Below are 19,835 nucleotides of genomic sequence, written 5' to 3'. Positions count from 1 at the left end.
GATTATAATATACTCAAGTCAAGTCTTAGTACCAGGTTTTAAGATCAGGGCACAATTGGTCTTAATTCCTGTAAGACTTCAGGCTTTATGAATAAGGAGGTATCTCTTTATGGAATCCCAAGGTACTGTAGAAACGATTAACAGACATAAGCAGCTTGGACTTAGTGACGGCCAGGTCATCGATATGTACAGATATATGTCGCTCGCTCGTAAATACGATGAGCGCAGTCTGCTGCTTCAGCGCGCTGGCAAGATCAACTTTCATGTCTCCGGTATAGGCCAGGAGGCGGGTCAGGTGGCGGCGGCGTTCGCGCTGGACCGGCAAAATGATTATTTTTTACCTTATTACCGCGATTATGCTTTCGTGCTCTCAGTGGGTATGACTACACGCGAACTTATGTTGTCCGTATTCGCTAAGGCAGAAGATCCAAACAGTGGTGGGCGGCAAATGCCGGGTCACTTTGGCAGTAAACGTCTGCGTATTGTGACAGGGTCAAGCCCTGTAACCACGCAGGTCCCTCATGCGGTTGGCTTTGCTCTGGCGGCCAAAATGCAGAAGAAGAAATTCGTCTCCTTTGTAACCTTCGGTGAAGGTTCCAGCAATCAGGGGGATTTTCATGAAGCGTGTAACTTTGCCGGAGTGAATAAGCTGCCGGTTATTATCATGTGCCAGAACAATCAGTACGCAATCTCTGTTCCTGTTCATAAACAGTTAGGCGGCAAGGTTAGCGACCGTGCACTGGGTTATGGATTTCCTGGTGTGCGTGTAGACGGAAACGATCCGCTTGAGGTTTATCGTGTCGTTAAGGAAGCGCGGGAAAGAGCCCTCGCGGGTGAAGGTCCTACGCTGATTGAAGCGATGATGTACCGTTTGTCTCCACACTCCACCTCAGATAATGATCTGGCTTACCGGACCAAAGAAGAGGTTGATGAGAACTGGAAGAAGGACGGCGTAGCAGGATTCCGTAATTACTTGATCGGTCTGGGATTGTGGAGTGACGAGCAAGAACAAGATCTTGCTGCTGAATGCAATCTTGAGCTTAAAGCGGCTATCGAGTATGCCGATAATGCTCCGTTCCCGAAACCGGAAGACACACTGCTGCATGTATACAGTGATTCCGACCTCAAAGGAGGGGCATAAACCATGGCTATAATGGAATATATCGATGCCATCAGGCTCGCGATGAAGGAAGAAATGGAGCGCGATGATTCCGTGTTCGTGCTTGGTGAGGACGTTGGTCTCAAAGGCGGCGTATTTACCACAACTAAAGGTCTACAGGAACAGTTTGGCGAAGAGCGGGTTATGGATACACCCCTCGCTGAATCAGCGATTGCTGGTGTAGCCATCGGAGCAGCTATGTACGGAATGAAACCAATAGCTGAAATGCAATACTCCGACTTTATGCTTCCGGCGACGAATCAAATTATCAGTGAAGCGGCTAAAATCCGCTATCGTTCAAATAACGATTGGAGTTGCCCGGTTGTCATTCGTGCTCCTATTGGCGGCGGGGTGTTCGGCGGTTTGTATCATTCACAGTGTCCAGAATCGATTTTCTTTGGTACACCTGGATTGAAGATTGTAGCGCCTTACTCCGCTTATGATGCTAAAGGATTGCTGAAGGCAGCCGTACGTGATCCTGATCCGGTGCTTTTCTTTGAGAACAAAAAGTGTTACAAGCTGATCAAGGAAGAAGTGCCGGAAGGGGATTACACCGTTCCAATTGGCGAAGCTAATCTGCTGCGTGAGGGAACGGATATTACGGTGATTGGCTACAGTCTCCCGCTGCATTTTGCTATGCAGGCTGCGGAAGAATTGGAACGCGAGGAAGGAATTACAGCACATATTCTTGATCTGCGTACCTTGCAACCGCTGGATCGTGATGCGATTATTGCTGCTGCCCGTCAGACCGGTAAGGTATTGATTGTGCATGAAGATAATAAAACAGGCGGAATTGGCGGCGAAGTGGCGGCCATTATCGCTGAGCATTGTCTGTTCGAGCTGGATGCACCAATCTTCCGTCTTTGTGGTCCCGATGTTCCGGCGATGCCAATCAGCCCGCCAATGGAGAAGTTTTTCATGCTAAGTAAAGAAAAAGTGAAGGCGGAAATGCTCCGGCTGGCACAATATTAATTTGTTGAGTAGATGCGAAGCTTCCTAAAACTCAGGTGATGCTGACGAAGCTTCGTAAAACTTTAAGAATATGCTTACGAAGCAAGTTTTACTATGTAGTCTTTCTAAGAGTCAATGCTTCGTAAAACTTTTAAGGAGTGAAAAGATGTCTGACAACCAAAAGTTGACTGACGTGATCATGCCGCAGCTGGCGGAATCGCTAGTATCGGCGACGATCGGAAAATGGCTGAAGAAACCGGGCGATCCGGTAGAGCAATACGAACCAATATGTGAGCTTATTACAGATAAAGTAAATGCTGAATTACCTTCAACGATAGATGGAGTTATGGGTGAACTATTGGCGGAAGAAGGCCAGGTTGTCAATGTCGGCGAAGTCATTTGTCGTATAGCCGTGCCTGTGACTGCATCTGCTGCTGCAAACGTGACTAACACTAACACAGTTGCAGCTAATTCCTCTAATAATGCTGCAGGACAAAGTGCGACTTCAACTGCTGGCGATATGATGCGTGCACGCTATTCTCCTGCGGTACAGACTTTGGCTGCTGAACATAACATCGATCTGACCTTAGTTGCTGGTACTGGTATGGGTGGTCGGATTACCCGTAAGGATGTGCTGACCTTCCTCGAAAGCGGCGGAGCTAGATCTGCAGCTTCGATTTCTGCTAGCCAGCCTGCCCCAATGGCGTCACAACCGCCTGCTCCACAGTTCGTTCAAGCCCAAGAGAAGAAGGCAGAAGAGCCACTTCGCCATTCGGGTCTACACTTGAGCGAATCTCCTCGTATTCCAACAATTGAAGTTGAGGGTGGCAGAGGCAGCAGTTCTGAATACCTGATTGATGTAACGCCAATCCGGAATACAATTGCTACAAGAATGCGTCAAAGTGTCTCTGAGATTCCGCATGCTTGGACAATGATTGAGGTAGACGTGACTAATCTGGTCGCACTGCGCAATAAACATAAGGATGAGTTCAAGCGTAAAGAAGGTATCAATCTAACCTATCTGGCTTTCATGATGAAGGCTGTTGTGAGTGCGATTAAGGATTACCCGATTATGAACTCTGTCTGGGCTGTAGACAAAATTATTGTCAAACGTGATATCAATATCTCGTTAGCGGTAGGTACAGAAGATTCGGTTATCACTCCTGTGATTAAGAAGGCTGATCAGAAAAATGTCGCTGGGTTGGCTCGTGAGATTGATGAATTGGCACAAAAAACACGCGAAGGCAAACTGAGCCTGGAAGATTTGCAGGGAGGGACTTTCACTGTAAATAATACAGGCTCGTTTGGCTCCATTCTTTCTTATCCAATCATTAACTATCCACAGGCAGCGATTTTAACATTTGAATCGATTGTAAAAAGACCTGTGGTCATTAACGATATGATAGGTGTGCGATCAATGGCTAATATTTGTCTGTCGCTCGATCATCGGATTCTGGACGGAGTCATTTGTGGTCGTTTCTTGCAACGCGTCAAGGATAATATTGAAGGATATACCCCGGATACGAAACTTTACTAAAATAATAACGAGCCAAACTGTGCAGGCATGAGACTGAAAAAGGGGACCTGACGGTATGAATAATTCGGATATTCGTAAGCTGCAGATTTCATATGACCCTATTATGGAGTATGGGACGGCCTGGGAGCTGCAAAAAGAAAGTGTGCATGCCATTGATTCTGGCGAGCAGCCGGAGAGACTTATTCTTTTGCAGCATCCGCCTACCTATACTATTGGTTCACAAAATCATCCTGAACATCTTCTCTTGGATCATGAGCAGCTCGAAGAAAAAGGAATCACGCTGTTTGAAATCGATCGCGGAGGAGATATTACATATCACGGACCCGGTCAGCTTGTAGGTTATCCGATCCTTAAGCTCGGAGAAGATGGCAAAGTGGATTTGCATGGGTACTTGCGCAGTCTGGAGGCTGTTATTATTGATTATTTGGCATCCTACGGTATTGCCGGAGATCGTAAACCGGAGTACACCGGAGTATGGGTTGGCGATGAGAAGATCTGTGCTATAGGTGTGAAGTTTAATAAGAGTAAATTTAGAAGAGGTTTTATTACCAGTCATGGTTTTGCTTTTAACATTTCTGAGGGGATTGCGGCGCGCGGGTTTCAAGGGATTATTCCATGCGGGATCACCGATTTTGGGATAACTTCTCTAGAGGAATGTGCAGGTCGTCGATTTGAGCTTCAAGAGGTGGCTAGAGAGCTGGTTCCATACTTCTTGAAACATTTCCCATATGAAGAGCTGATGGATACTTTCTGTGATATGGCAAAGGCTGATTAAGAACAAACGTGCAGGCCAAATAGCGGCAAGGTGTTCCTAGCCGCTATTATTAATGCTTCCTGAGCAATGTTTAACCTGCAAGGAACGGCTCGATAACCATAAATAGTGTAGAGGCAATCATGGCAAACAACATGACGTAGATGAATATCTTGAACCATTTATTACGTTGCATGGGTAACTCCTTTAGATTTAGTTTAAGTTATTAACATGAAGATGGTAATGCCGTACAACCATTGTACCGTATTCACGAAAGAGAGGGAAGTCCAGTGATTTCACAAGACCGATTGATTCAGGAGTTTATGGAACTTGTCCAAGTTGATAGTGAAACAAGAAATGAACGGCAGATTGCCGATGTCCTTAAGAGTAAGTTTAACGAACTGGGTTTAGAAGTGCTCGAAGACGATTCCCAGGAAAGAACCGGACATGGAGCAGGTAATCTATTCATTACCTGGCCAGCTGAGAATGGAGGAGCTGCTCCAAAGCTTCTGTTCACTTGCCATATGGATACGGTTGTTCCCGGACAAAATATCAAGCCTACACTTGGTTCAGATGGATGGATTACAAGTGATGGCACTACGATTCTTGGAGCTGATGATAAAGCAGGACTTGCTGCATTGTTCGAAGCCATTCGTGTGATCCAAGAGCAAAAGCTTCCGCATGGTCAGATTCAATTCGTGATTACAGCGGGTGAAGAATCTGGATTGCTGGGCGCACGTTCGATGGTTCCAAGTAACTTGGACGCTGACTTCGGCTTTGCACTAGATTCCAATGGTGAAGTTGGAGCGATTGCGGTGGCAGCACCGACACAGGCTAAAATCACGATGCAAATCTTTGGAAAATCGGCTCATGCTGGCGTGAACCCAGAGGACGGCATCAGCGCAATTCAAGTCGCTAGCAAAGCGATTGCAGCCATGAAGCTGGGTCGTATTGATAACGAAACCACAGCGAATATTGGAAAGTTCGCTGGCGGCGGCCCAACGAATGTAGTGTGCGATCACGTCCAGCTGGATGCAGAAGCACGCAGTATTGTGCAGGAGAAGGTTGGCGATCAAATCGCTTCGATGCGCGAAGCGCTCGAGACAACTGTGCGGGAATACGGCGCAGAATGCGAATTCCGCAGTGAAATCATCTACCCTGCTTTTAGCTTTAATGAACATGATCCGGTAGTGCAGCTTGCACAGCGGGCCATTACTTCTATGGGGCTTACTCCACGTCTGTTCCACTCTGGCGGAGGTAGTGACGCTAACGTGTTCAACGGTCTAGATGTTCCGACTGTTAACCTTGCAGTGGGTTATGAACATATCCATACTACCAAGGAACGGATTAAAGCCGAAGATATCGTTAAAGTGGCTGAACTCGTTGTGAATATTGTAAAAGAGAGCGTAAAGGGCTAACCACCTTATAAAACAGCAGAGCAGCGATTCTACCGTAACGGAGGATCGCTGCTCTGTATTTTTTTTATGGGGAGTTTAGTGCAGCTATATTTAGGGTAATCCCAAAAAAGTCATGCGACCTCTAATGCCGCTTTTGGCGAGTCTCGAAGTAGAAATTTCCGGAATGCCCGGATGCCACCCCTCTCTTGAGGCTAAAAGACCCAGATGACGCTAAAAGCAAAATTATCGCCATTTGAGCAGAGTTTCGGACACCAGCGCAGCTATTCCATAAGAAGAGGAGCATATAGTGTGTTTTTTGTGCTGATAGCTGCAATGGGGTCCGATAGCAAAGCAAAAGTGCGGAAAAGGTGGGTTTAAGTGCAACTGTGTCCGATAGCGCCAAGTCCGCCCCCTCTTTTGAGGCGAAAGGACCCAGATGACGCTAAAAGCAAAATTATCGCCAATTGAGCAGAGTTTCGGACACGAGCGCAGCTATTCCTTAATAAGAGGAGCATATAGTGTGTTTTTCGTGCCGATAGCGTCACTGGGGTCCGATAGCATAGCAAAAGTGGGGAAAAGGTGTGTTTAAGTGCAGCTGAGTCCGATAGCGTACAAAGGTAGGCGCAATAGCAACCTAATCAAACAACTTGTGCTAGATATCAGCATCGTGAGCGATCAACAAGTTGTGTCTGACGCCAGCATCGTGAGCGATCAACAAGTTGTGTCTGACGCCAGCATCGTGAGCGATCAACAAGTTGTGTCTGACGCCAGCATCGTGAGCGACCAACAAGTTGTGTCTGACGCCAGCATCGTGAGCGACCAACAAGTTGTGTCTGACGCCAGCATCGTAAGCCCATTAGTTGCTTAATCAATCAACCTGTGCCCAATACCAGCGGCCTAAGCGCAATTCCCCCTAATCGGGGCGACGCAAAAAGACTGGGGTGCCCCAGCAGCCATTTCATGGCTTTTGAGACACCCCTATAGTTGTGTGAACATGTATGGCTAAGTCCCAAAGGAGAGGATGAATTCATCCTGCCTTGGACGGAAGGATTGCGGATTGATCGTGCAGGGAAAGAATGTATGCCAAGGGCATATCGCGCCCATACTGCTGGATCCATCCAGCCAAGATGGCCTTTATTTCCTCCGGCTTACCTACCATCATCACTGCGGATGAGCTTGTACGGCTGAAGATTTCATTCATCTGAAATTCCTTCTTTCCCTTTAAGTTTGCTATAATACACCGTATGCACAATAGAGAAAAAGGAGACCAGAAACTTTATGGGAGAACAACATTTGCACAGCAAACCCGAGCTTGATGAAGTGACATTGTCTACACAGCCTGTTTTTGATGGGAAGATTATATCTTTGCAGGTGGACACAGTGAGACTGCCTGATGGAAATACTGCGACACGTGAAGTTGTGAAGCATCCCGGCGCTGTAGCGGTGCTTGCTTTAAATAACAATAAAATGCTTGTTGTAGAGCAATACCGTCAGCCCATGCAACGCACTGAGGTGGAAATTCCTGCTGGGAAGCTGGATAAAGGTGAAGATCCATTAGTTGCGGCTGGTCGTGAACTTCAGGAAGAGACTGGATTTCACAGTGGAGATCTGAAATTGCTTAAATCTTTCTATACTTCTCCCGGCTTCGCCGATGAGATTATTCATTTGTATGTGACTACTAACGCTCAACCAGGGGACATGTCACTGGACGAGGATGAATTTCTAGAGGTTTCGGAGCTTACCCTGGAGGAAGCGTATCAATATATGGCTGACGGGCGCATCGCGGATGCAAAAACGATGATGGCAGTGTACGCTTGGCATCTATACACGCTGACAGGCCAATGGAATTAACAACTGAACTGAAGAGTTTCTATTGCGATTTGCATGTTCATATTGGGCGAACGTCGGAAGGTCAGGCTGTCAAAATTAGCGGCAGCCGCGAGCTTACCTTTGCGGGCATTGCCAAAGAAGCTGCAGAGCGCAAGGGACTAGAAATGATCGGTATTATAGATAGTCATTCACCTGGCGTCCTGCGGGATATTCAGCGGTCTTTGGAATCTGGAGAGATGACATTAGCTGAAGGTGGAGGCATTGCTTACCGAGGGACTACGATCATTCTGGGAACAGAGATTGAAATCCGCGAGCCTGGGCGAAAAGAGTGCCATGTGCTCGCTTACATGCCGGACGTGGAACGCATGACTGACTTTAGTGCGTGGATGAGCCGCTATATGCGGAACGTGAATCTAAGTTCCCAACGCCTGTATGCTCCGGCTAGGGAGCTTCAGGATGAGATTTACGGGCGGGGAGGCATTCTTATCCCTGCACATATTTTCACGCCTCACAAGGGCTTGTACGGCTGTGCTGCCGAGCGTATGGCGGACATCTTTGATCTGGAACGCATAGCTGCGGTTGAACTTGGGCTGAGTGCAGATTCCGAAATGGCTGGATATCTCTCTGAACTGGATGATTTCACGTTTCTAACCAACTCAGATGCGCATTCACTAGGTAAGTTAGGGCGTGAGTATAATGTGATGGAGCTGGCACAGCCTTCGTTCGCTGAACTACGGCTTGCACTGGAACGTAAAGATGGGCGGAAGGTAAGTGCTAATTTCGGACTTAATCCGCGGCTTGGCAAATACCACCGGAGCTATTGCGGGGGCTGTGGCAGTATTATTGATGAGGCTTATGTCAACTCGGATCGTTGCCAGTATTGCGGCAGTCTTAAGCTGGTTAGAGGTGTATTTGACCGGATCCTAGATATTGCAGACCGCAATACGCCGCTGGTACCTGCTGACCGCCCATCCTATCATTATCAGGTTCCGCTTGAATTTATCCCGGGGTTAGGGAAGGCGAAGATGAACGCGTTACTGCAAGCGTTTGGAACTGAGATGAACATTTTACATGGTTGTGGTGAATCGGAGATTGCCAGCGTTGTAGGTGCGGATCTGGCGTCGATGATCGTCCAGGCCCGCTCTGGAATTTTGGAGCTATCAGCAGGCGGTGGCGGGACGTACGGTAAAGTGGTTCAGCCCAGAAAGTAGAGTCATTACCTGAAGGACAAGTCATATCGCGGGACGTTTTCTCATATGGTGTAACATGTAACCGGAAAGGGGAACGTCCCAAATGCGTAATTTACGGCTGATGATGAAGGAACAGACGCCTCTGTATATTTTTGTCGGCGTATTATTTCTGGTAGGTGTTGTGTTTGGAGCTCTTATCGTTAGTGCGCTTACGATGGATCAGCAGCAGGAGCTGGGGGATTATCTGGGGAATTTCTTTGTTACGGTTGATCAGCAAGGTCTGCCAGCCGCACCTGATTCGTACTGGAGTATAGCGGCCTTGAATCTGAAATGGATCGGACTGATCTGGATTCTTGGGTTGTCGGTCATTGGGCTGCCGGGAATTTTGATTCTTGATTTTTTAAAAGGGGTACTGATCGGTTTTACGGTTGGCTGTCTGGTCAGTCAATATTCTTGGCATGGGATGTTGTTCGCGTTAGTCTCTGTGGCTCCACATAATCTGGTGCTGATCCCTGTGTTGCTGGTTAGCAGTGCAGCTGCGATAGCTTTTTCCTTGCAGATGATCCGCAGCCGGGTGATGGGACAGCGCCGGACGCCAGTGACTCGTCCTTTTACCATGTACACTATATTGTCATTTGTGATGGCGCTTTTGATCCTGGGTATTTCATGTTTTGAGACCTGGGTTACACCAACCATGATGCGTTGGGTCACGCCTTCACTTGTACAAGCGGTGACGACCTTGACTGTGCAGTAAAAGCGTTTGACTTCTGAAAGCGACACCCCCTATAATGGAAGAAGTGGTTTGAAGACCGGTGCGGTAATTATCCAAGGGGGAGGGAGACAGGTGGAAGCACGGATAGACAAGATTAAGCAACAGTTACAATCCCAAGGATACAAGCTTACACCCCAACGGGAAGCGACCTTAAGAGTGCTGCTGGAGAATGAGGAAGATCATCTTAGCGCGGAAGACGTATTTATGCTCGTGAAGGAGAAAGCTCCCGAGATCGGTCTTGCGACTGTGTATCGTACCCTCGAACTTCTCAGTGAGCTTCATGTCGTAGAAAAGATCAATTTCGGCGACGGTGTAGCCCGGTATGATTTGCGAACAGATACTGCGAAGCATCATCATCATCACTTAATTTGTGTGCAATGCGGCAGTATGGATGAGATTCGCGAGGATTGGCTCGGTCCGCTGGAAGAACGACTGGAGAAAGAGTTTAATTTCACAGTGCTTGATCATAGACTTGATTTCCATGGGATTTGCTACCGCTGTACTGATAAGAACAATACAGACGGAAATCCATCCTAAAGTTATCTTATATTAAGAATTAACTTCACAAGTCCTCCCCGGTTCCTATACCGGAGGGGGCTTTTTAAATGATTAGTCTATTAGAGCCATACATATCAGCCTTTTTTGGAGCATAAAATGAAGGACGAGCAGAATTCATTTATATGTAATAGGAGGCGTCCTTATGATTGTTTCTGTGCCCAAAACAGTGCGTAAGCTGTATTTTATGATCATGTTTGTGGCTCTGAGCTATTTACTCTACTATGCTATGAGCTGGTTAGGGGAATGGCTCAGTCCGATAGAGAACTATGGAATTCCTGAAGGCACCGCTGTTCGGGCATTTGATCACGCCGAGGTTGGTGATGATGGTCTGGATGCACGGCAGCGCTTGCGTTTCTATTACTGGTTCGGAGAATGAAAGCTACGCAGGAAGCAGGAACAAGCGAGAAGAATGTCGAAGAAAGCTAGGGTGGATTTATGCAGAGTAAGCGTTGTGTACACATCTGCTGAAGCCTCATGCTGAATGTGCTGCAGGAAGACACTAAGAGTAGCTGCGCCAGGACAGGAGCGTGAAATAATGAAGTCACACTTGCAGCCTTTTTTACATTATTTGTCCGGAGATAAAGGCTTGTCCCCGAATACACTGGAATCTTACGGTAGGGATGTATCGCAGTTTCTAGAGTTTGCTGAAGAGCGGGGGGTTGAGCAGCCCGAAGAAATCCGAAGATCTCATGTGATGTTATATCTTGGCTCCTTACGCGGAGCGGGAAGAGCCACTGCAACGCTCAACAGAAACGCGGTGTCCCTGCGGGCCTTTTTTCATTATTTGCTGAAGGAACGTTTAATTGAGCAGGATCCAACACTGGACATGGAAACCATGAAGCCCGATAAGAAGCCACCTATGGTGCTTGCGGTTTCGGAGGTTGAGCGGCTGCTAGCTGCTCCAGATGTGAGTACAGCACAAGGGATGCGCGATAAGGCTATGCTGGAATTGCTCTACGCAACGGGGATAAAGGTTTCTGAATTAATTTCTCTTAACGTAGACGATGTGCATATAGACATGAAGTTTGCGCGTTGTACAGGGACTTCGGGCAAGGAACGAGTGGTTCCCATTGGAACCATTGCTGCAGAGAGTGTAGCAGCTTACACTTCTCTTATGCGGGACAAGCTGCTTCGTGATCATCAGGAGGAGCCGGCCATGTTCCTGAATAGCCTAGGTGGGCGTTTAACCCGCCAGGGGTTCTGGAAAATCATAAAAAAATACGCTCGGGAAGCAAACATTGAGCAGGATATTACACCGCATACGCTTAGGCATTCCTTTGCCGCCCATTTACTGGAAGGTGGAGCGGATTTGCGTTCCGTACAACAAATGCTGGGTCATGCTGATATTTCGACGACTCAGATTTATAACGGTATCGCGCGTAAGAATATGAAGGAAGTATATGAGAGCCATCATCCCAGAGCTCGCTGATCATGCTTCAAAGATGCTTTTTGTGAGTAAGATAGTTATGATGGAATCATACTTATAGGATAGACTGGGGAATGGGTAATTTTCCACAGGTTATCCTTTGGCAGAAACGGATACCTGACAGGCGATACATTGTATCGCTAGCTACGGAAGCGTCTGACTTCCGGGAGAAGGTACAGCCGTTTCTTCTTGTTGGTGCAAACGAATGAACGAACGATCTATATTAAAAAAGGAGTGAAGACAATATGTCCTCATTTAAACGAATTGGTTTTATTGTTTTGGATAGTGTAGGTATCGGAGAAGCTCCAGATGCTGCGAATTTTGGTGATGCAGGGTCGCATACGCTTGGCCATATTTTGAACCGTGTTCCCGGATTAAAACTGCCTAACCTTCAGCAGTTAGGATTAGCTAATATTGCTCCGCTGCCGCCGCTTGAACCTGTAGCTTCACCAACTGGATATTATGGCAAGATGCAGGAAGTATCTGTAGGTAAGGATACGATGACCGGGCACTGGGAGCTGATGGGGCTGAAAATTGAGGTTCCATTCAATACGTATCCGGATGGATTTCCGGCAGAATTGATTGAGAAATTCGAAGCAGCAACTGGCCGGAAAGTGATCGGTAATAAACCGGCTTCCGGTACGGAAATTTTAGTTGAATATGGCGAAGAGCAGATGAAGACCGGAGCTTGGATTGTGTACACCTCTGCGGACAGTGTATTCCAGCTTGCGGCACATGAAGATATCATTCCACTGGAAGAGCTATACAGCGCGTGTAAAATCGCCCGTGAGCTAACTATGGCTCCTGAATTCTCCGTAGGGCGCGTTATTGCTCGTCCATATGTTGGCGAACCAGGAAAGTTCGTACGGACCTCGAATCGCCATGATTATGCCGTGAAACCACCGGAACCAACGGTAATGAATTCGCTGGCTGATATCGGAAAAGATGTTATCGCGGTAGGAAAGATCAACGATATTTTCACAGGTGAAGGGGTTACAGCTTCTTACCCTACGAAGAGCAATGAACATGGTATCGAAGTTACCATTGAGCAGCTTCGCCAACCGTTCAACGGGTTGCTGTTCACGAATCTGGTGGATTTTGACTCTTTATATGGACACCGCCGCGATCCGGAAGGATACGGTCATGCACTGGAAGTATTCGATCAGGCGTTGCCTGAAATTCTATCCACGCTTGGTGAAGATGACCTGTTGATTATTTCAGCAGATCATGGGAATGATCCAATCCATAGTGGAACAGATCATACTCGTGAATATGTGCCGCTGCTTATTTACAGCCCACGCCTTAAGCATCCAGATAGCTTGGGTATTCGTGAGACCTTCTCGGATGTTGCTGCAACCATTGCTGATAATTTCGGTGCGAAGGCGCCGCAGTATGGGACAAGCTTTTTAGCGAAACTGCAATAAAAGAATGTGGGTTGCGCCACAACATTCATTAAGGAGGATCATTCATAGCATGTTAACTCAAAAAGAAATTCAAGAAGCAGCCATTTATATAAAAGACAAATGTCCGGTGGCTCCGGAAATTGGATTGATCCTTGGTTCAGGACTCGGTGTGCTTGCAGATCTGATCACCGATGGAATCAGCATTCCATATGATGAGATTCCTCACTTCCCTGTGTCCACTGTAGAAGGGCATGAGGGAGAACTGCTGATCGGTATGATTGAAGGACGCCGTGTCGTGATGATGAAGGGCCGCTTTCATATGTATGAGGGTTATGGACCGGAGGTTACGGCATTCCCTGTTCGGGTTATGAAAGAACTTGGTATAGCCAGCCTATTAGTAACTAATGCTGCTGGTGGAGTGAACACAGATTTCACGCCGGGCGATCTTATGCTCCTTACGGATCATCTGAATATGACGGGACGGAACCCGTTAATAGGACCTAATGATCCTGCACTGGGCGTGCGCTTCCCGGATATGTCAACCGCTTATAGCCGCCGCCTGATCAAGGTAGCGAAGGAAACGGCAGCGCAGCAGAATTTCGAATTCAAAGAAGGCGTATATGCAGGTCTGCTGGGACCTTGCTACGAAACACCTGCTGAAATCGTAATGCTTCGTCATCTAGGGGCTGACGCTGTGGGCATGTCTACTGTGTCGGAAACCATTGTTGCCCGGCATGCAGGTATCGAGGTATTGGGTATCTCCTGTATTACTAACATGGCTGCGGGAATTCTGGATCAACCGCTCAACCATGAAGAGGTTATGGAAACTGCAGATCGTGTGCGTGAGCGTTTCCTGAAGCTGGTGTTGGGCTTTATTCCGAAAATGTAATTTCGGGTACTGCATTATGAATTTTTGGGAGGTCCAATCTATGACACAAGTGAATGAGCTTGAGCCATTGACGTTTGAACAGATAATGAAGGTAACTAATTTGACTAGACCAAAATTTATCGGACTTGCTCGCGCAATTGTCCGTGAAGTGCAGGTGTAATATGAGAGCTGTCGATATTATTCAGAAAAAAAGAGATGGTGGAGAGCTGAGTCGTGAGGAAATTTCCTTTTTAATACAGGGCTACAGTAAAGGTGAAGTGCCTGATTATCAGCTCTCTGCATGGGCAATGGCTGTTTATTTCCAAGGCATGAACGCGCGGGAAACCGGCGATCTAACGATGGAAATGGCGATGTCCGGCGATCAAGTAGATCTTAGCCCAATTGCAGGCATTAAGGTTGATAAACACTCCACAGGCGGAGTGGGCGATAAAACAACTGTAGTACTGGCACCCTTGGTAGCTTCTGCTGGAGTACCGGTAGCGAAGATGTCCGGCCGCGGACTTGGGCACACTGGAGGCACGCTCGATAAGCTGGAGTCCATCAGTGGTTTCTCTATCGAGATGGCTCGTGAGCGTTTCTTTGACCAAGTAGGGGAGATCGGGGCTGCCGTTATCGGCCAGTCGGGTAACATTACACCCGCAGACAAAAAGCTGTACGCCCTTCGGGATGTAACTGCAACAGTTGAATCCATCCCCCTTATTGCAAGCTCTGTGATGAGCAAGAAGATTGCAGCAGGTGCGGATGCGATCGTGCTGGATGTCAAAACAGGCAGCGGTGCTTTTATGAAGACGCTGGATGATTCTATAGCACTCGCTCAGGCGATGGTTGACATTGGAACGCATCTGGGTCGCAATACCGTTGCGATTATCAGTGATATGGATCAGCCGCTTGGTTACGGGATCGGAAATGCGTTGGAAATTAAGGAAGGAATCGAGACCTTGAAGGGTCACGGTCCGAAGGATCTGCAGGAGGTCTGTCTTATTCTGGGCAGCCAGATGCTTGTTCTTGGCGGCAAAGCCAAGGATGAAGCGGAGGCACGTTCGATTCTTATGACGCATATTGAAGATGGCAGTGCGCTAGAGAAGTTCAAACAAATCGTGAAGGCACAAGGTGGAGATGTATCGCAAATTGATTCTCCGGAGAAGCTCCCTACGGCTAAGCGATTCATTGAAGTGAAAGCAAAAACCAAAGGATTCATAGAAGGGATTCAGGCCGAGGAAATTGGCGTTGCGGCTATGCTGCTTGGAGCTGGACGTGAAACTAAGGAATCCGTAATCGATCTGGCTGTGGGGATTCAACTTTCTAAAAAGGTTGGAGATGCTGTAGAGATCGGCGAGACGCTTGCAGTCTTGCATATCAATGATGCCAGTGAGAAGAAAGTAGAGGAAGCTGAAGGTAAGGTGTTAGAAGCCTACCGTATCACTTCTGAACCTGTTCCTGCCCAACCTTTGGTATTTGCACTTGTTACTAAAGATGGGGTAACACGGTACTAGCCTAGGCAATATAAATATTGTCATGGCTATGGCCTTAAACAAACAACAAAGCAGCGATCCTCCCATAACGGGAAGGTCGCTGCTTTGCGTTTTGCTCAATGGTGCAATATTTATAACTGATTATTAATCTTATTGAATATCTGCGAAGCCCCGCTGCTTGTATTACATAATACGACCACAGTCTCGCCACTAGCTGGATAGATAGCCGACCGGAAGGAAACACCGGGATCATAGCCCATAATGTGAAATTTGAACACTTTTTCTTCGCGGAGGGTAATCCATACACCATAACCATAATAGCCTTCGCCATCCACATGTATATGGGGAGTAAGCAATAATGAAGTGAGTACTGGACTCAATAATGTATGGTTGATTAACCCGCTCCAGAATAGCTGCATGTCGGGGGCAGTGACGAAAGCTCCACCGTCAGCGCCTCCTTTTACCGGGATTGAGTAGATGTTGGTTCTCCAGTTTCCGTTCTCTTCCTCTATGTATCCTAGTGCACAGTTAGCAGGTAAGGCATCTAACGTAAAGTAACCGGATTGCTCCATTCCGCAAGGCTTAAAGATGTGCTGCTCTACATACTCGGAAAAAGTCATTCCACTCAATTCCTCCACCAGAAGGCCTAGCACGATATAGCCGGCATTGTTGTAGTGGAAACGTTCGCCAGGAGTCCACATCATGGGAAGGGTTCGGAACATCGGCACAAAATCCTCAAGCTGTCGCAAGGTGTACATAGGCCGTGCCTTCCACAGATCCTCGAAATCATCCATAATTGTTTCATCAAAATAATCCGGAATACCAGAGCTATGCGTTAGCAGCTGATGTATGGTGATGTCGGGACTAAAGAGAGGAAAATCTACCTTTTTCAGATAATCTAATAGTCTACTTTCAAAAGAAATCAATCCCTGATCGACCAGCTGGCAGACAGCGATCGCGGTAAATATTTTACACCCGGAAGCAATGCCGAACCGAGTATGAATATTGTTTTCGCGCTTATCCGACTTATTGGCATAACCGTAACAACTGCTGATGACTTCTTTATCAGGTTGTTGTACCAGCACTACACCAGAGAAATTGTTCTGTTTAGCTTCTGCTTCAATACAATCTGCAAGGTGGTTCATCTGTATATTCACTCCTCTATAAGCAGTTAAGTTCTTAAATACCATTCGTTAAAATATTACATTTTCCTTTAAAGGGGGGTTAAATGAGTACGGAAAAATTGGAAATACTTAAAAATTGAATTAACTTTTGATCTCCCCTATAATAAAAATGCTCTGCAACTGCTGCTGGGCTTTTTTTTATTGACAACATCATTACTTCTTGCGATAAATTATTATAGTTATTTACTTGGAAATGGAATAATTTCCACCCTTTCTGACGAAACTGGAACACAGTACCTGTGATATGAAGGTTAACGTTCAGGAGGGGAACCATTGTGAGAAAAATGCGTTTTGCTGTGCTTGTGCTCTGTATCGTTGTGTCGGTTCTAGGACCGATGTCAGGTGCTTATGCTGAGGAAAAAAGCAAGAATTCTGGCAGTAATGCTGCCGCTGTAGATCTTGCGCCTGGTGCGCGTTCAGCGATTTTGATGGATGCAGGCACTGGCACTATTATTTATGAAAAGAACAGCCATGATAAGCTGCCTCCCGCAAGTATTACGAAGATTATGACGATGCTGCTTACGGTGGAAGCACTGGATGAAGGAAGACTGCAACTGACGGATAAGGTGCGCACGAGTGAATATGCCGCATCGATGGGCGGATCGCAAATTTTCCTGGAGCCTGGTGAAGAAATGTCGGTGGATGAGATGCTCAAAGGCATCGCTATGGCCTCCGGTAATGATGCATCTGTGGCAATGGCAGAGAAAATAGCGGGTTCGGAGAGCGCTTTTGTCGATCTGATGAATAAAAGAGCGGAAGAGCTGGGTCTGAAAGATACCCACTTTGCCAATTGCAACGGTCTTCCAGCTGCTAATCACTATTCCTCAGCCTACGATATTGCGGTAATTAGCCGGGAGCTTTTAAAGCATGATAGAATTATCAAATATACCGGTTCCTATCAGGATTATCTGCGTAAGGATTCCACCAAACCATTCTGGTTGGTAAACACGAACAAGCTTGTACGTTTCTATACAGGCGCTGATGGACTGAAAACAGGATATACCGCTGAAGCAAAATTCTGCTTATCCGCTACGGCTGCAAGAGACGGTCTGCGTGCTGTTGCTGTTGTGCTGGGTGAGCCGAACACGAAGACACGGAACAGTGAAGTGTCGGGCATGTTTGACTATCTCTTTTCGCAATATAAGATCCACACTATTCACAAAGAAGGGGACGCTATCGGTACCCTTAAGATTGAGAAGGGTGTGAAGTCCGAGCTGCCGATTATGGCGAAAGAGACGTATAGTGTTCTTTTGAAAAAAGGTGTGACGCAAGAAGGCATTCGTCACGAACTAGTACTTCCAGAAAGCGTGAAGGCACCAGTGGCTGAAGGCCAGTCCATAGGCAAGCTGGTTGTCTACCAAGGAACCCAAGTGATTAAAGAGTATGAACTTAAAGCAGGGGAAGCTGTGGCAAAAGCAGGCTGGTGGAAGCTCTTTAAACGTACAACAGGCTCGATGTTCGGCATGGATTAAAAAGAGCTTTTTTGTAGATTGCGCCCATGTGCTTTGTAGATTCATAGGGGTTTTCTTCTAGTTTTGTCGTGAGGCAGGATTCCTGATTTGCCACGTAGAAACCTTGTCCTTGAAGAGAATGGGTACTGTCTCTTAAGGCCAAGTTTTCAAAGCAACGAAGAGGAGAGTGGCAAGCATGAATTCTAATGTGGAAATGGAGCATCACAGGGGTGTGCTGATTGTCCGTTTATCTGGGGAACTCGATCATCATGCCGCCGATTTTGTAAGAATGGATATGGATGAAGCGATTATGCGGGGTCAGGTATCGCATTTGATCCTTAGTCTTAAGCATCTGCAGTTTATGGACAGTTCGGGTCTCGGCGTAATTCTGGGAAGGTATAAACTGATCCATAGTAAAGGCGGCAAAATGGTGGTGTGTGATGCAACGGCACCTGTGAAGCGACTTCTGGAAATGTCAGGCCTGTTCAAGATCATGCCCCTATATGACGACGAGAGCACTGCACTCTCGGATTTGGAGGTTGCGTTATGACAAATGGTAAGGCTGGTAACTTCATGAACGTGCAGTTCGCTGCACTCTCGGAGAACGAATCATTCGCGCGTGTAGTTGTAGCGGCGTTCGTTTCTAGGCTTGATCCTACAATGGACGAGCTGAATGATCTGAAGACAGTCGTGTCGGAGGCGGTCACCAATTGTATTATTCATGGGTATGATAGTGATCCGGAAGGTATTGTGACTATTTCAGCTTCGCTGGACAACGAAACGGTACATTTAACCATTGAGGATCAGGGACGGGGCATTGAGGATTTGGAGCTGGCACAACAGCCGCTATATACCTCAAAGCCAGAGCTGGAGCGGTCGGGCATGGGCTTTACCATTATGGAGAATTTCATGGATGAATTTGAAGTCACTAGTGAACCGGGACACGGCACTTCGATCTCAATGAAGAAAACCATCGTTTCGAAAAAAGCTTTATACAATTAGGGGTTGGAGCCATGGATGCAGAGTCAAAAAAAGCTCCGCCGACCTATTTGGACGATGCGGAGGTCAAACGTCTTATCGCGCTCAGTCAGGCCGGAGATAATCTTGCCCGAGACACACTAGTTAGCTGCAATATCCGGTTGGTCTGGTCGGTAGTGCAGCGGTTTATGAACCGCGGGTATGAACCTGACGATTTGTTCCAGATCGGTTGCATCGGGCTCTTGAAGTCCGTTGATAAGTTCGACCTCAGCTATGAGGTCAAATTCTCCACTTATGCCGTGCCGATGATCATTGGCGAGATTCAGCGTTTCCTTCGCGACGATGGAACCTTGAAAGTTAGCCGTTCTCTTAAGGAGATGGCTAATAAGGTCCGCAAGATGAAGGATGAAATGTCTAAGACGCTGGACCGTCTGCCTACCATCGGTGAAGTTGCTGAGGCACTGGGGGTTACCCCTGAAGAAGTGGTATTTGCTCAGGAAGCTAACAAGCCACCGACCTCGATTCATGAGACTGTGTTCGAGAATGATGGCGACCCGATCACACTGATTGATCAAATCGCTGACGAATCACAGGAACGCTGGTTTGATAAGCTGGCACTGAATGAGGCTATCGGAGGTCTCAGCGAGCGTGAACGGCTGATTGTTTATCTTCGATATTACCGTGACCAAACGCAGTCAGAGGTTGCCAGTCGCCTTGGGATTTCTCAAGTCCAGGTATCCCGGCTGGAGAAGAAAATATTGCAGAATATCCGCGAGCAGATTGCTCAGTAGATAATGGCTAAAATGTAAAGACGCTTGCGAAATAGCGAATAGGAAGAAAAAGCCGCCCCGAAAAGGGGGGGCTTTTTATGTGGAGGGAATCTCAAT

Annotated in this window: 22 protein-coding genes; 19 read left to right on the top strand and 3 right to left on the bottom strand. The window is 47.1% G+C overall.

The features are described from left to right. Positions 1–109 precede the first annotated feature (109 nt). From MHH50_RS21500 to lipB, 4 genes are all read left to right on the top strand, one after another. A complete protein-coding gene (locus MHH50_RS21500; RefSeq protein ID WP_036676031.1) occupies positions 110–1,141 on the top strand; it encodes a thiamine pyrophosphate-dependent dehydrogenase E1 component subunit alpha in 1,032 nt (343 codons plus the stop codon). 3 nt (positions 1,142–1,144) lie between these two features. After that, on the top strand, positions 1,145–2,131 hold the full coding sequence (locus tag MHH50_RS21495; protein ID WP_036676034.1) for an alpha-ketoacid dehydrogenase subunit beta: 987 nt from the start codon (positions 1,145–1,147) through the stop codon (positions 2,129–2,131). A gap of 145 nt (positions 2,132–2,276) precedes the next feature. Next, positions 2,277–3,647, top strand: a complete 1,371-nt coding sequence (locus tag MHH50_RS21490) for a dihydrolipoamide acetyltransferase family protein (protein WP_076184130.1) — start codon at positions 2,277–2,279, stop codon at positions 3,645–3,647. A gap of 55 nt (positions 3,648–3,702) precedes the next feature. Then, positions 3,703–4,422 carry a lipoyl(octanoyl) transferase LipB gene (gene lipB / locus MHH50_RS21485; RefSeq protein ID WP_076308879.1) on the top strand — a complete coding sequence of 240 codons (720 nt, stop codon included), beginning with the start codon at positions 3,703–3,705 and terminating at the stop codon, positions 4,420–4,422. Between the two features lie 70 nt (positions 4,423–4,492). On the opposite strand, the gene prli42 is transcribed toward lipB, so the two are convergent. Then, entirely contained in the window at positions 4,493–4,594 is a 102-nt protein-coding gene (prli42, locus tag MHH50_RS21480) for a stressosome-associated protein Prli42 (RefSeq protein WP_094872112.1), read from the bottom strand. Positions 4,595–4,688: 94 nt separating this feature from the next. On the opposite strand from prli42, the gene MHH50_RS21475 reads away from it, so the two are divergent. Then, the gene (locus tag MHH50_RS21475; RefSeq protein ID WP_340033362.1) at positions 4,689–5,816 is read left to right on the top strand and encodes a tripeptidase T; all 1,128 of its coding nucleotides are present in this window, start codon (positions 4,689–4,691) and stop codon (positions 5,814–5,816) included. Between the two features lie 646 nt (positions 5,817–6,462). Then, the gene (locus tag MHH50_RS21470) at positions 6,463–6,663 is read left to right on the top strand and encodes a hypothetical protein (RefSeq protein ID WP_340033361.1); all 201 of its coding nucleotides are present in this window, start codon (positions 6,463–6,465) and stop codon (positions 6,661–6,663) included. Positions 6,664–6,822: 159 nt separating this feature from the next. On the opposite strand, the gene MHH50_RS21465 is transcribed toward MHH50_RS21470, so the two are convergent. After that, positions 6,823–6,996, bottom strand: coding sequence for a hypothetical protein (locus MHH50_RS21465; protein WP_162636775.1), 174 nt, complete (start codon positions 6,994–6,996; stop codon positions 6,823–6,825). Between the two features lie 77 nt (positions 6,997–7,073). Between MHH50_RS21465 and MHH50_RS21460 the strand changes: the two genes are divergently transcribed. From MHH50_RS21460 to MHH50_RS21420, 9 genes are all read left to right on the top strand, one after another. Further along, entirely contained in the window at positions 7,074–7,646 is a 573-nt protein-coding gene (locus MHH50_RS21460) for an NUDIX hydrolase (protein WP_036676048.1), read from the top strand. Continuing rightward, a complete protein-coding gene (locus tag MHH50_RS21455; RefSeq protein ID WP_076306164.1) occupies positions 7,637–8,836 on the top strand; it encodes an endonuclease Q family protein in 1,200 nt (399 codons plus the stop codon). The genes MHH50_RS21460 and MHH50_RS21455 overlap by 10 nt, the downstream gene beginning before the upstream one ends. Before the next feature lie 82 nt (positions 8,837–8,918). Beyond that, entirely contained in the window at positions 8,919–9,569 is a 651-nt protein-coding gene (spoIIM, locus tag MHH50_RS21450; protein ID WP_036676050.1) for a stage II sporulation protein M, read from the top strand. Positions 9,570–9,659: 90 nt separating this feature from the next. Then, complete coding sequence (locus MHH50_RS21445) at positions 9,660–10,124, top strand: Fur family transcriptional regulator (protein ID WP_036676051.1); 465 nt, start codon at positions 9,660–9,662, stop codon at positions 10,122–10,124. 163 nt (positions 10,125–10,287) lie between these two features. After that, a complete protein-coding gene (locus tag MHH50_RS21440) occupies positions 10,288–10,521 on the top strand; it encodes a DUF4227 family protein (protein WP_036676052.1) in 234 nt (77 codons plus the stop codon). A 159-nt stretch (positions 10,522–10,680) separates the two neighbouring features. Further along, positions 10,681–11,574 carry a site-specific tyrosine recombinase XerD gene (gene xerD / locus MHH50_RS21435; RefSeq protein WP_076281406.1) on the top strand — a complete coding sequence of 298 codons (894 nt, stop codon included), beginning with the start codon at positions 10,681–10,683 and terminating at the stop codon, positions 11,572–11,574. A 242-nt stretch (positions 11,575–11,816) separates the two neighbouring features. Continuing rightward, the gene (deoB, locus tag MHH50_RS21430) at positions 11,817–12,995 is read left to right on the top strand and encodes a phosphopentomutase (protein WP_076129494.1); all 1,179 of its coding nucleotides are present in this window, start codon (positions 11,817–11,819) and stop codon (positions 12,993–12,995) included. Positions 12,996–13,044: 49 nt separating this feature from the next. After that, a complete protein-coding gene (locus MHH50_RS21425; protein ID WP_036676055.1) occupies positions 13,045–13,863 on the top strand; it encodes a purine-nucleoside phosphorylase in 819 nt (272 codons plus the stop codon). A 161-nt stretch (positions 13,864–14,024) separates the two neighbouring features. After that, positions 14,025–15,356, top strand: a complete 1,332-nt coding sequence (locus MHH50_RS21420) for a pyrimidine-nucleoside phosphorylase (protein ID WP_036676056.1) — start codon at positions 14,025–14,027, stop codon at positions 15,354–15,356. A gap of 110 nt (positions 15,357–15,466) precedes the next feature. Here the strand turns inward: MHH50_RS21420 and MHH50_RS21415 are convergent, their stop codons facing one another. Further along, complete coding sequence (locus MHH50_RS21415) at positions 15,467–16,480, bottom strand: serine hydrolase (protein WP_340033360.1); 1,014 nt, start codon at positions 16,478–16,480, stop codon at positions 15,467–15,469. A 374-nt stretch (positions 16,481–16,854) separates the two neighbouring features. On the opposite strand from MHH50_RS21415, the gene MHH50_RS21410 reads away from it, so the two are divergent. The 4 genes from MHH50_RS21410 to sigF all read left to right on the top strand — a co-directional run bounded on the left by MHH50_RS21410 (position 16,855) and on the right by sigF (position 19,739). Next, positions 16,855–17,991, top strand: coding sequence for a D-alanyl-D-alanine carboxypeptidase family protein (locus tag MHH50_RS21410; RefSeq protein ID WP_340034631.1), 1,137 nt, complete (start codon positions 16,855–16,857; stop codon positions 17,989–17,991). 175 nt (positions 17,992–18,166) lie between these two features. After that, positions 18,167–18,520: an anti-sigma F factor antagonist gene (spoIIAA, locus tag MHH50_RS21405; protein ID WP_036676057.1), complete on the top strand. Its 354-nt coding sequence runs from the start codon at positions 18,167–18,169 to the stop codon at positions 18,518–18,520. Continuing rightward, positions 18,517–18,972, top strand: coding sequence for an anti-sigma F factor (gene spoIIAB, locus MHH50_RS21400; protein ID WP_036676058.1), 456 nt, complete (start codon positions 18,517–18,519; stop codon positions 18,970–18,972). Before spoIIAA ends, spoIIAB begins: the two co-directional genes overlap by 4 nt. Before the next feature lie 11 nt (positions 18,973–18,983). Continuing rightward, positions 18,984–19,739, top strand: a complete 756-nt coding sequence (gene sigF, locus MHH50_RS21395) for an RNA polymerase sporulation sigma factor SigF (RefSeq protein ID WP_036676059.1) — start codon at positions 18,984–18,986, stop codon at positions 19,737–19,739. The last annotated feature ends 96 nt before the right edge of the window (positions 19,740–19,835 follow it).

The sequence above is a fragment of the Paenibacillus sp. FSL H3-0302 genome, assembly GCF_037982245.1.
Lineage (GTDB): Bacteria > Bacillota > Bacilli > Paenibacillales > Paenibacillaceae > Paenibacillus_AQ > Paenibacillus_AQ odorifer.
Note: the sequence above shows the minus strand (reverse complement) of the source record. Positions and strands in the feature narration are given on the sequence as shown.